This window comes from Halobacillus sp. A1, from assembly GCF_024189295.1.
Classification (GTDB): Bacteria; Bacillota; Bacilli; order Bacillales; family Halobacillaceae; genus Halobacillus_A.
Genome location: NZ_JAIZEN010000004.1, coordinates 1 through 12,429, shown reverse-complemented (window position 1 = coordinate 12,429; position 12,429 = coordinate 1). Strand labels below are relative to the sequence as shown.

Sequence of the window (12,429 nt, the reverse complement as noted above, 5' to 3'; positions counted from 1 at the left end):
TAATTAATAACCATACATTTCCATATTAACACAGGTGATGACAACGCTTTCATTAAATAAATATGTGAAAACCATGACAAATGTCATATAGGCCACCTGACGTTTATGTCTTACATGAATAACGTCTATCTTCTATGATTAAGCTACGATAATAAGAACGATTAAGGAGTAATTCTATGAGCCAACATAAACAAAAAGAGTTGAAAAAGAATGTAGCATCTTTTGCGAAACCTGATAATTCAGTCGGGATCCGTCAATTAGTAAATACACTTGGACCATTTTTCTTACTGTGGTTCCTCTCCTATCAGAGTCTTGCGGTTTCTCCCTGGCTCGCCATTCCGGTAGCCATGATTGCCGGTGGATTCGTCATTCGAATCTTCATCATTTTCCATGACTGTACACATATGTCCTTTTTCCAAAATAAAAAAGCGAACCGCGTGATTGGGACAATCACCGGGATCATTACCTTGTTTCCTTTTGAAAAATGGAAAAGAGATCATTCCATTCACCATGCTACCAGCAGTAACTTAGATAAACGCGGCACAGGAGATGTATGGGTCATGACGGTCGATGAATACCTTGAGGCTTCTTTCTGGAAGCGATTAGGCTACCGTCTCTACCGTAACCCTATCGTAATGTTCGGATTAGGCCCAATATACCTGTTCTGCATTTCGAACCGCTTCAATCGTAAAGGTGCAAAACGCAAGGAACGTCTGAACACTCATTTGACGAATGCTTCCATCGCCGTCATTTATGGTTTATTGATTTGGGCTATTGGCTGGCAGGCCTTCCTTATCATTCAACTGCCGATCCTTTACGTATCCGGCGTACTTGGAATATGGTTGTTCTATGTGCAGCACCAATTCGAGGACTCCTATTTTGAAGACGAGTCCGAATGGGACTTTGTAAAAGCGGCTGTTGATGGCAGCTCCTATTACAAGTTACCTAAGATACTTCAATGGGTATCAGGAAGCATCGGTTACCACCATGTGCATCACTTAAGCCCGAGGGTTCCGAACTATAAGCTGGAAGAGGCTCATGAATCGACTCCTCCATTGCAAAAAGCTACGACGATTACATTGTGGTCCAGCTTGAAGTCCATTCGTTTCCGTCTATATGATACGGCAAATAAGACGTTCGTCAGCTTCAGAGAAATTAAGCCGCTGCTTCAAGAATCGAAGCTCCAGACGGATAAGTAAAATTAATAATTGAATACAGCGAAACCCTATTCTTGTTGTATTGAATAGGGTTTCTTTTGTTAATATAAGAATAACGCATCTAAAAAAAGGAGCAGCCTTTATGCAGAATTGGTATCAAATCATCCCTAAAAATACAGGGTTAAGCTCATACATATGGATCATCTTTTGCTTACTTCCTTTCTTTTTTATTTTCAGGTCGTCATCGATCACTGAAATATTCTTCGGAATTTTTATGATTCTGCTATTTTTCCTATCTTACCGGCTGTCGTTCATTTCAAACAGCGGCATGGTGTACGTATGGGTCAGCATAGAAATGGCGATCAGCATAATGATGACGCTCCTCTTCGGCTACATTTATTTTGCTTTATTCCTGGCATTCTTCATAGGGAATATTCAAAGACTGTCTGGTTTTCTCACCTTGTATATCGTTCATGTCGTAACGACAATCGGCTCCATTGCTCTTGTGTTTTTCATACAAAACGAAGCCCTTTTCCCACAGCTTCCATTCGTCATCATCTGTTTGATTGGTGTGGTACTCCTGCCATTCACGATGTATTACCGCATCAAACGCGAAAAGCTAGAAGGCCAGCTTGAAGATGCGAACGAAAAGATATCAGAGCTTATGGTCATAGAGGAAAGAGAAAGAATTGCCCGTGACCTTCATGACACACTCGGTCAAAAACTATCATTAATTGGATTAAAAAGTGATTTAGCTGGGAAATTAATGGATAGAAACCCTGCCGCAGCTCAAAATGAAATTCAGGATATCCGCCAAACGGCCAGGACGGCATTAAAAGAAGTACGGGAAATGGTTTCGAATATGAGAGGCGCTAAGTTGGAGGAAGAACTCCAGCACATCAGACAAATCTTAGAAGCGGCAGAAATCGAGTTTACTATAGAGGGAGACCCAGCTCTTTCGAACACTCCCCTACTCGTAGAAAATGTTCTAAGCATGTGTTTGAAGGAAGCTGTCACGAATGTGGTGAAGCACAGTCAGGCTTCTACGTGCCATATCGGCATTGAACAACTGCCTAATGAGGTGCTCCTCTCCATCAAAGATGACGGTGTCGGAATCTCCGAAAAGGCCGATACTTATAAAAGTCATGGACTCCAAGGGATGCGGGAGCGTCTCGAATTTGTGAACGGAAGTTTGGACATCTACAGTGACGGCGGAACGACATTGAATATTCACGTACCTAATGTAATCCAACAAACGAAACAGGAGGGGTCGATGTGATACGGATCGTCATTGCAGAGGATCAGCGAATGCTGCTTGGGGCTTTAGGCTCGCTGTTAGATTTAGAAGAAGATATGGAAGTGGTCGGAACTGCAAATAATGGTGAAGAAGCCATCGACCTCGTAAAACAGCTCGATCCTGATATCTGTATCATGGACATTGAAATGCCCATGAAAAACGGACTCGATGCTGCTGAAGAATTAAAATCACACTCTTGCAAAATCATTATACTGACAACATTCGCACGTGCAGGTTACTTTGAACGGGCTCAAAAAGCGCGGGTGAGCGGTTATTTATTAAAAGATAGTCCCAGCGAAGACTTGGCCAACTCCATCCGAACGATTATGGAAGGTCAGCGAATCTTCGCCCCTGAATTAGTGGATATGGCATTCGGGAACGAAAATCCTTTGACCGAACGGGAAAAACAAGTCGTCCAGCTTATGGCTGATGGGAAAAACACGAAAGAAATCTCTTCTCAGCTCTACATCACTACGGGCACGGTACGGAACTACATCTCAGTCATCCTCGATAAGCTCGAAGTAAGCAACCGAATTGAAGCCATTTCCCGAATGAAGGAAAAAGGATGGTTCAAATGAAAAGCAGCCGATGACCGTTGGCTGCTTTTTTTCCGTGTGATTCATATATTTTGAAAACTTAGTTTCGAGACATAGTGAGAGTTTAGGGGCGGAAGGAAACGATTCGCTTTCCGTGGGGCGGTTGCTGAGCCTCCTCGAGCTTCGCTCTCCGGGGTCTCACCTGTCCTGCTCATCCCACAGGAGTCTCACCGTTTCCTTCCGCCCCTCTGCCTAATAAGTTTCTCGAAACTGCTTCAAGATTAAAGAAACATAGATGTAAATATGGTGGTTCTCCTATTAATAACCATTGTTATGGAGCTTTATATTACAGGACAGGGGTATGGTAGAGGTAGACGCCTAATTTCGGTAAAGGGATTCGCGACTCTACTCCATCAATAATTTAAGCTGTGGATTAATATGGGTTAAAGAGGCTGGGTAAGAAGCTGTTTGCTATTTTTATGTTATAAGAGTTCATATCTAAAAGGCTCTTTCACAGGTTTTTGATTGCTTTGCCCTTTCCTTGGTAAGATTAATCGTTACCCGTCCGAAACAATCTATAGCACAAGGAACGGCGGGTAATGGGGGCCTCACGGCGCTCCCATTACCCGCCTCCCTGACCCACTCTCTCAATGTCTCCAAATCAAGTCTTCCATAATCCTGCCCTAGAGTTTAATAACTCTCTTGTGTAAATCAACATTACCTTCCACACAGCTTTTTTATTCATTCTCGTACTGTTCGAGCATAATGATTCGTTCCATCATCGTCGGATGGCCATACCTTAAGTATTTAACTAGTAATGGAGGGTTCACTTCACTTCTTCCATTGATCGTAAGCTGCTGGAATGAACCGATGGCTGCTTCTTTATCGGGCATCATCTCGATGGCATAGTTATCTGCGGCTTTTTCCGCTTGACGTGAAACCGCCAATTCTACAGGCGTCGAAACAAACGTCAAAACAGTTAGCAATAAGAACAAAATGGGGAGGGAAGTGATATCCTCCACACGCTGCACTCCGAATGCTCCTCCCCACCTGCGGACGACGATATGGATCAGGCGGTACGTCAAATATAGTCCGACAAAACTTGAAAGAATCACCCCTGCCAGGTTCATGTACAAATGATTCATTACGTAATGGCCGATTTCATGCGCCATGATGAAGAGGGTTTCATTATCGTCAAGCCGATTTAACGTCGTATCCCATAAGACAATCCGCAAATTAGACCCTATACCATTTACATAAGCGTTCATCGCATTCGTTTTCTCTGACATATCAACTTCATATACACGATCCGCCGGAATTTCAGCTTCATCTGCCAGGGCGAGAATCTTCTCCTCAAGCTCTGGATTCTTTAACTCGGTAAATTCATTGTACAGGGGATCAATGAGCACAGGCTGGATGTACATCATAAAGGCAAAGAACGGGATGAGTAACAGCCAGGCATAGAGCCACCAACGTTTGGGGGCTTTTTTTATAAGAAAATAAAGGACTGAAATAAGGATAGCCATAATTAAGAACCCGACCCAGAAGCTGATCAGCTCATCTTTCATCCAGCTGGAAAAGGTTTGGGTGGAAATTCCGTAACGACCTGATAATTGGTAACCCAAGTAATCGAGGGGAAAACTGATCAGCCAAACGACCGTCGACAATAACAATACATACAGCGGCACTGTAATAAATTTAACCCGCTCACTGAAATTCTTGAACATAGCTGACCACCCAAAAATCAGAATCCCTAAATAAATAAGGGCTTCTACCGGAATACCTATGAAGAAGAGAAGGTTTCGATATTTCGAATACTCTTCGCTCAGAGCCATTTCCGATTCGGTCATGAACGTTGAAGGATCTGCCGCCGTCCCCTCGAAGGCCTCAGGGACGCCAGGAGTCGTCCAATGAAACAAATATAAGTACACAAGGAGCGTATAAATCGGAAATCCAATGACAGTGCCCCAAATAAATCGCTTTTTCATAATGTCCTCCCCCATTTTGTCCTCTCTTTTACTTGTACGAGCTATCCTCTTATTTATACCATTTTTTCGAAATATATGAGTGGACGAAACACGGGAGGGGTATGGTTACTTTGCAATTAAATTTGAAATCACACATAAAGAAAACTCAGAGCCATAAAGATACTCTGAGTTGGTTCCGGTTGTATTTTAAATTTTCTCGAGTGACTAAGCTACCTGCCTTGCTCTTTCTTTTTTCTTTCGGTGACGCACAACATTGAGTTCTGCGCCGACCATCAAAATGATTCCTGTGATAAAGAACCATAACATGAGGATAATGATACCCCCTAAACTTCCATACGTTGCTGAATAATTTGCAAAATTGCTGACGTAAAAAGAGAACGCCAGGGATATGAGCTGCCATAAGATCGCTGTAATAATAGCGCCCGGAAGAATTTCTTTAAAAGGGAACGACTTATTTGGCGCAAAGTGATAGAGAGCCATTAACGTGAGCGACATGACAAAGATACTGATTACCCAGCGGAGCACCTGGAACAGACCGATCGTTTGAGCGGGCAGATTCAGAAAGTCACTGAGCATAGAGATGATGACGTCACCAAAGATTGGTAAGGCTAAAGCTACTGCAATAGCTATGATCATACCGATTGTAAGAAAAATAGACATCAAACGGACTTTGATGAATGAACGGGTTTCTTCGACATTATAAGCGATATTTGAAGCCTGAATGAAGGCGTTCACACCATTTGAAGCCGACCATAGTGTACCAAGGATACCGACCGTCAATAAACCGCCATTGGGTGTCTCAACGAGGTTCACTATATTTTCCTGGAAAATGTCAGCTGCTCCGCCCGGAAGAATATTCTGCATGAAATTCATGGCCTCTTCAGCACTAATATTCAAATAAGGTAATATGGATAATAGCAGAATGACTAATGGGAATATAGCTAATAAATAATAGTAAGCTTGCGCTGCACCTAATAAAGGAACGTTATCCTTCTGGAATTCAGCGAAAACCTCTTTTGCGTAATTGATGAGCTTCTTCATGAAAAAGGGTGCCTCCTCTAACCGATTGTATTGGTCTATCCCCTTTTCCACTGCATTTATAACCTAAAATTGTAAAGGAAATATCGTACAGTTTATTCCGAGTAATATACTGTGTATAATAAGTTTTATAAAGAAAGGGTGCCTGTATGCGTATTCCAAAACCACTTGTACAACTGAATCAGCTGTTTATTGTCACAACTGTTCTACTCGGGCTGATTTTTCAGCCGAACCTCTTAATGATCCCTTTTTTAATAGGTGCATATACCTTGGCCACTAAAGAAAATCCTCTCATGGCTGCCGGGAAAAGATTTCTGAAGAAACCTAGTGATCAATATATGCCTGAGGACCGAGACCAGCAATTATTCAATCAGTGGATCGCCACCATCTGTTTAGGTGCTGCTCTCCTTTCTTTCAATGCGGGGTGGGCAGCAGCAGGATATGTCTTCAGCTTACTTGTTGTGGCTGCGGCAGGTTTAGCTTTGGGCGGTTTTTGTATCGGCTGTACCATTCGTTACCGCTATATGATGTGGAAGCATAAGCGAGCTCATTCTTAATAAAAGCCTCAACTGTCCAATCGACTGTTGAGGCTTGTTTGTGCATTATTCTCTTTTAAACTTGCTTCCCTGACTTCTTTTTTTAAGTCGGTTCCGTTTACTTTTCACTTTCTGCTCTTGTGCAACTGCAGATTCAGGGTCTGCTTTAAGGGAAGTGATCTTATCATTTTCGATCGTCACTTCGAACCAGTCATGTGGCTTGCTGCCTTCAGGAAGCTCATTTTTATTTAAAATAAACTCCTGAGTGTTTTCTTCAACTAATAAGACAGCATATTGATTTTCTTCGATTCGATCCAATACAGCCTTCATTGATTACCCTCCTGTACATGCGACACCCTGCGCTTTGATTTCATCGATCCGCGCAGGACCAATGCCGCTGATTTTTGTTAAATCATCGATAGAATGATAAGGTCTCAGCTCTATTAAATCTTCCGCTCGGGCTGGTCCAATTTGCGTAATCTCCTGCAATTCTTCAACGGATGCATGATTAATGTCGACGCACCCCTCGATTTCAGGTTCGGACTCCGTCACTGGTTCTTCTTCGGTCTCGTCTTCACTTTCTGATCTGGAATCATCCGGGGGCGTCACGGTACCGTCTTCTTTTGTTGCCAGGTGATAACTTTCCCCATCAGTAGTCACTTCAACCGTTCCATGGACATCCGTGCCATAAAGATCAATTCCTGCGTCCTCCACCCTGTTAATGACCTCCGCGTTTGGATGACCATACTGATTATCAGCTCCCGCGCTGTAAATAGCTACCTCAGGACTTACCGCTTGTAAAAAAGAGGAGCTTGTAGAGGTAGAAGATCCATGGTGCCCCAGCTGTAAGATGTCTGCTTCAACATTAGAAGACCCACTCAACATGGCCGCTTCATCATCGACTTCCGCGTCCCCTGTAAATACAAATCCGGTATCACCATAAGACATTTTTAAAGAGATTGATTCTTTATTGGTGTTACCTGTCAGGCTCTCTGGATAAAGCACATCCACTTCTAATGGACCGATGTCAAAAGCGTCTCCCGCCTGCGGTTCCTCGTATTCAGCTCCGGAAGTTTCTATCGCATCAAGGACGCGGTCGTAAGTATCAGACGTACTTTCATTCCCCGACATCCACACCTCTTCGACATCAAATTGTTCAATCACTTGATCGAGTTGTCCAATGTGGTCAGCATCCGGATGGGTAGCGATCGCTATATCTATTCGATCGACCTGGCGGCTATGTAAATAGTTGACCACGTTATCACTATTCCAGTTTCCGGCGTCAATCAATATATGGACTTGCTCGCCATCGTCTTCAAATTCAAACAGTGTAGCGTCTGCTTGTCCGACATCAATATAATGAGCCGTTAATTCAGAAGTCACTTCTATTGCGTCAGTCTCTTCTTCCTCTGTGCTGGCTTCCCGAGCTTCATCTTCCTCTGCCGTGTTCGGTTCAGATCCCTCTTCAGCTTCTCTTTCTTTCTCGTTTTCACCCGCTGTTTCGTTGTCGTTCGCTTCCTCATTTTCTTTAGGAGGTTCATCTTCGTTTTCCGCTTCTTCGGAGTAGGTCTCTTCCTCGGAGTCTGGTTCATTTGTTGTGCTCGTAGACTCCTGGCCGCATCCTCCTGCTAAGAAGATGATGAATACACTAAAGACTATAAAAATTACATTTCTGCCCATCCCGCACCTCCTATTTCATCTATTTTACCATAGGAAAAGTTGATATTTTCCAACTACAGAGAGATGGACTTTTCAAAAACCAGCTTCGTTTATTGAAATTGGCGCCGAATTTAATATGAAAGCTATGTTAAAGGTGGTTGTTGATGTTCAAAAAGAATGATTCAACAACATGGCAGGACTGTTGAATCATTGGTTTCGAGACATTTAGTAAGTGGATCAGGGCGGCGGGGAATGACTCGCTTTCCGTGGGAGCGCGGTGAGCTTCCACGGAAAGCGATCCGTTTTCTAAAGCCACCATATTCTCATACAAAAGTCTCGAAACTGAGTCTTCAAAAATAGGGAGCTATATGAATATCAACATGGAAATTCAGCAGAATCTTTCATGCTAAATTTTTCGCACTATAACATATGACAAAATAAAAGGCTGGAATGAATTAAAGCAAGATTATAAAAAAGCTGCCTTCTCCGAATTGAGAAGGCAGCTATGCATGATTAAGCTTTTGTTTTATAAGCCGTGTTGTGTGACTGCAGACTATCGTCTGTTCCAAATAAGAAGTGCTTTTCCATATCCGGAGAATACGTGGAGTTCACAGCCGTACGGCCAACCGTTTCGGCCACTTCACGCAGCATGCTAGGGGAAGCTCCACAGCAAAGTCCCAGATAATTCACCCCAATATCGTGCGCTTCCTTCGCCCACTCGGCAAGTTCATATCGGTTGCAATACAGTGGGTCAAGGGACGTCGGGAACGTCGTCGCCGTTGGTATGCTGCAGGAGCATCCGCCATCAGGCAGATTGAAGAAAGTCGGGTGCTCTTCTGTTGTGCGGTAAGGAATAGGAAGTGCTCCGACATAACCGTCCACTTCAGCACGAATTTTTTCAATAAAAGGCTGCATAGTTGCCGGCCCGCGGAAGCAGTTCATTCCGACAACCAGGGCTCCCTGCTCCTTCAGCAAACGGGATGCTTCTTCCACGGAATAACCGTCGCGAAGGACATTTTCTCCCATTAGACCAAACGTAATGACGGCAGGTAGTCCTTGTTTTTGGATTTCCTCTAAAGCGATTTTCGCTTCTTCATAATAGTAGAACGTTTCACCATTTACGAAGTCAACATCCTCTTCTTTACACCACTTCACCATTTCCGCGAACATCGTCCGTACACTTTGCACCGCTTCAGGATCATCCGGATTAAATAAGTTCGTATTAGAAATATTACCGGCCACGAGCGCTTCCTCTTCAGGATGCTCTTTAGCCACTTCTTTCGCCAAGCGGATGGCCTGACGATTCAAAGGTTCCAATAAATCTTCTTTACCTATAATACGCATTTTTTCTCTATGGGCATTGTAAGTGAATGCCAGTACAACATCAGAACCCGCAAGCATGTAATCCCGGTAGGTTTGTTTCAGAGCTTCCGGGTTATCGAGAGCCACTTCAGGTACAAACGATCCTGCCTGCAAATACCCTCGACGCTCTAATTCAAATAAGTAGCCTTCTCCACAAATAACGGGTCCATCCTGTAATCTTTGTTCTAAGCTTCTTTTCATAGTAAAACACCCTTTCTCATTTTTGATGAAGCATAGCTGAACATCCATTGCCTGACTTCCACCTTGTTCAACTGCAGAAACTTTCTTATAAAATTACATATAAAAAATCCCACTTCATAAGAAGAGGGATTATCGTTTAAAAATATGCCCCCTCTTATCTTTCAGATTTTAAAAATCTGTAGGAATTGGCACCTTTTTCAAGCATTGCTTGAAAGGTTGCCGGGCATCAACGGGCCTATTCCCTCCGCCACTCTCAATAAGAGATCTCATATGTAATTATTCCCATATTATAAAGACATTCCACTATCCAAGTCAACACATTTTTTGAATATTTCTGAAATTGTTCAACATACACTAATACAAAGGAGGACGACCTATGGATCGATCAATATCTATCTTGAAATTTCTGAAGTATACAATTGCATTTGTCTTTTTAACGTCTGGCCTAATGAAGCTTGTTCACACTGAATTGGCTGATTACTTTATGAACTTAGGCATTCCTTTTCCACTAGAAGTCATGTATATTGTCGCCTGGATTGAAATCGGCTGCGGTGCATTATTGCTCCTTAATAAATATACGAAGCTTGCGACGATTGCACTTATGGCGGTAATGATCGGTGCTATTATTCTGACCAAACTTCCTGTTCTGAACAGCGGAGTGATTCATGCTTTGTTTAATGCTCGTCTTGACATCGTCATGCTTATTCTGCTCGCGGTCCTTTATAGAAATCGTGTAATCATCATTAAAAAAACACCATAAGAGTCCCGACTCCTATGGTGTCCTGTAAATTTAAATGTTTTCCAAAAAGACTCGGATGACATCAGCGCCGCCAATGAATGTTCCTAGAGAGCTTCCTATATTGGCTAAGACAATGATAAGAAGAATTCTAGTTACTTTATTGTCCCAGAACCCCTTAACGCTGGATACGTCGTCAGATAACGTCTCAAAATCTTTTACATTAGGTCTGCGGAAATAGGCCTGCACAATTCCAGCGAACCAGCCGGCAGCGATCAATGGATTTAATGATGTAATCGGCGCCATAATGAACGCTGTCAATACAGCCAGCGGATGGCCTAAAGCGACGGCTGCCCCGATAGCTGAAAATGAACCATTCCATAAAATCCAGCTGATGGTCTGCTGGGTTCCTGCAGCCGGGTTTGCATAAAAGGTATAGGCGATAATAGATAAAATGATAACTGGAATAGTCCAGCCTATTATTTTAGGTGCCTTTGACTTGGGAGGCTGTTCCCTCAACTTATTCAAGTCGTGCTCCTTATGAATTTGTTCTTTGATTCCTGGTACGTGAGCAGCACCTAATACGGCAACGATTTTCTGCCCGGGTGCCTCTTTGATTTTCTGGGATAAGTATTGATCCCTTTCATCGATGAGCGGCTTCTTTAATTTAGGGAAATTATCCGTAAAGTCCTGCAGCATTGCATCGAGCATGTCTTTTGACTTTAATTTTTCCAATTCTTCTTCTGAAATCTTATCATTGCTGAATATACTCAGCATGATCTGCATCAGGAGTTTAACTTTTCCCATCGTCCCAAGGTTTCCCCAGATTCTGGCGAAAGTGATTTGAATGTTCCGATCTGCTAATACAAGAGTTGCTCCTGTCTCTTCAGCTGATTCGATTCCCTGGATCATTTCTTGTCCTGGCTTGATTCCCATTTGTTTAGCCATCCGTTTTTGGAAAGAAGAGATGACCATATTCATCAATAGCAGAGTCGCTTTTTTCTGTTTAATGACTTTAAAAATATCGGTATCCTGCCACTTATTTCCGTCTTTTATGGATTGGTATCTCTGTTCGTCCAATTCTACGCAGACGGAATCGGGCTGTTCATAATCAATGACTTCCTTTACCTGCTCTGCACTTTTCCGTGATACGTGAGCCGTACCAATGAGAATGAGTTCTTTGTTATCCAGATAGATTCTCGTTATATTTTCTTCATTTATAGACATTACGGACCTTCCTTTACAAATGACTCTGTTAAATATCAGTGTTGATTTTATATAAGGTTTCTTCTAAAAGAGTAGTAATTCAATAACTTGGAAAACTTCTGCTATTCCGTCTCCGTTATAGGTGGAAAGTGGTTTTAGGAATGAACTCGCTTTCCGTGGGAGTGCAGTGAGCTTCCTCAGGCTGCCGCCTTCCGGGATCTCACCAATCACTCTCTTCCCACAGGAGTCTCATCCATTCCTAAAACCACCTCTCTATAATTTATATGACGGAACGATTTGAAGTTCTCAAATCATTTACTTACCAAAGTTTACACAAAATTCATATGATTAATCAGAATGTAAATTTAATCTTTTCCATATGTGAATATCATGCAAGAAGCACTAATTCTCCCCTTTGGAAAACACTCTAAATGCATTAGCAGTGCTTTTGTCATAACCTTTTCATTTTGATTTAGCAATAGTGGTTTCGTTCTTCACATCATGGTAATGGGGTCTTGGAAATGGGGAGACTCCTGCGGGAATGGATAGACTGGCAAGACCCCGGAGAGCTTTAGCTCGAGCAGGCTGGATTGTCAACACAAAACTAGACAATTTCATTAAGGTGTTTCTTCTTGAATTCTATAGGACTAAGGTAGTTGAGAGTGCCATGAATTCGAATATAATTGTACCAGTGGACATAATCAAATAAAGCC

General features: G+C 42.7%; 12 protein-coding genes and 1 riboswitch. Of the genes, 5 read left to right on the top strand and 7 right to left on the bottom strand.

From position 1 onward, the window contains the following. Positions 1–176 precede the first annotated feature (176 nt). The 3 genes from desA (at position 177) to LF817_RS05735 (ending at position 3,032) form a co-directional block, all read left to right on the top strand. On the top strand, positions 177–1,199 hold the full coding sequence (gene desA / locus LF817_RS05745; protein WP_253934829.1) for a Delta(5) desaturase DesA: 1,023 nt from the start codon (positions 177–179) through the stop codon (positions 1,197–1,199). A gap of 100 nt (positions 1,200–1,299) precedes the next feature. After that, positions 1,300–2,436: a sensor histidine kinase gene (locus tag LF817_RS05740; RefSeq protein ID WP_253934828.1), complete on the top strand. Its 1,137-nt coding sequence runs from the start codon at positions 1,300–1,302 to the stop codon at positions 2,434–2,436. Next, positions 2,433–3,032, top strand: a complete 600-nt coding sequence (locus LF817_RS05735) for a response regulator (protein ID WP_253934827.1) — start codon at positions 2,433–2,435, stop codon at positions 3,030–3,032. Before LF817_RS05740 ends, LF817_RS05735 begins: the two co-directional genes overlap by 4 nt. Before the next feature lie 695 nt (positions 3,033–3,727). Here LF817_RS05735 and LF817_RS05730 read toward each other — a convergent pair. Continuing rightward, positions 3,728–4,978: a M48 family metallopeptidase gene (locus tag LF817_RS05730; RefSeq protein ID WP_253934826.1), complete on the bottom strand. Its 1,251-nt coding sequence runs from the start codon at positions 4,976–4,978 to the stop codon at positions 3,728–3,730. A gap of 204 nt (positions 4,979–5,182) precedes the next feature. Further along, complete coding sequence (locus LF817_RS05725; protein ID WP_253934825.1) at positions 5,183–6,019, bottom strand: YihY/virulence factor BrkB family protein; 837 nt, start codon at positions 6,017–6,019, stop codon at positions 5,183–5,185. A 146-nt stretch (positions 6,020–6,165) separates the two neighbouring features. Here LF817_RS05725 and LF817_RS05720 point away from each other — a divergent pair, with 146 nt between their 5' ends. Then, on the top strand, positions 6,166–6,573 hold the full coding sequence (locus LF817_RS05720) for a DUF4395 domain-containing protein (protein WP_253934824.1): 408 nt from the start codon (positions 6,166–6,168) through the stop codon (positions 6,571–6,573). 45 nt (positions 6,574–6,618) lie between these two features. Here the strand turns inward: LF817_RS05720 and LF817_RS05715 are convergent, their stop codons facing one another. The 3 genes from LF817_RS05715 to LF817_RS05705 all read right to left on the bottom strand — a co-directional run bounded on the left by LF817_RS05715 (position 6,619) and on the right by LF817_RS05705 (position 9,774). Further along, positions 6,619–6,882 carry a DUF3006 domain-containing protein gene (locus LF817_RS05715; protein ID WP_253934823.1) on the bottom strand — a complete coding sequence of 88 codons (264 nt, stop codon included), beginning with the start codon at positions 6,880–6,882 and terminating at the stop codon, positions 6,619–6,621. 3 nt (positions 6,883–6,885) lie between these two features. Continuing rightward, the gene (locus LF817_RS05710) at positions 6,886–8,232 is read right to left on the bottom strand and encodes an MBL fold metallo-hydrolase (protein WP_253934822.1); all 1,347 of its coding nucleotides are present in this window, start codon (positions 8,230–8,232) and stop codon (positions 6,886–6,888) included. A 492-nt stretch (positions 8,233–8,724) separates the two neighbouring features. Beyond that, positions 8,725–9,774 (bottom strand): homocysteine S-methyltransferase family protein, encoded by a 1,050-nt coding sequence (locus LF817_RS05705; RefSeq protein ID WP_253934821.1) that lies wholly within the window; start codon positions 9,772–9,774, stop codon positions 8,725–8,727. Positions 9,775–9,925: 151 nt separating this feature from the next. After that, positions 9,926–10,037, bottom strand: a riboswitch (SAM riboswitch). A 113-nt stretch (positions 10,038–10,150) separates the two neighbouring features. Here LF817_RS05705 and LF817_RS05700 point away from each other — a divergent pair. Further along, positions 10,151–10,534, top strand: a complete 384-nt coding sequence (locus LF817_RS05700; RefSeq protein WP_253934820.1) for a DoxX family protein — start codon at positions 10,151–10,153, stop codon at positions 10,532–10,534. A gap of 30 nt (positions 10,535–10,564) precedes the next feature. Here LF817_RS05700 and LF817_RS05695 read toward each other — a convergent pair whose 3' ends face one another. Both LF817_RS05695 and LF817_RS05690 read right to left on the bottom strand, forming a co-directional pair. Next, entirely contained in the window at positions 10,565–11,737 is a 1,173-nt protein-coding gene (locus tag LF817_RS05695; RefSeq protein WP_253934819.1) for a TraB/GumN family protein, read from the bottom strand. A gap of 583 nt (positions 11,738–12,320) precedes the next feature. Next, positions 12,321–12,429: IS3 family transposase (locus LF817_RS05690; RefSeq protein ID WP_253935032.1), on the bottom strand; the 109-nt coding region annotated here is incomplete at its 5' end.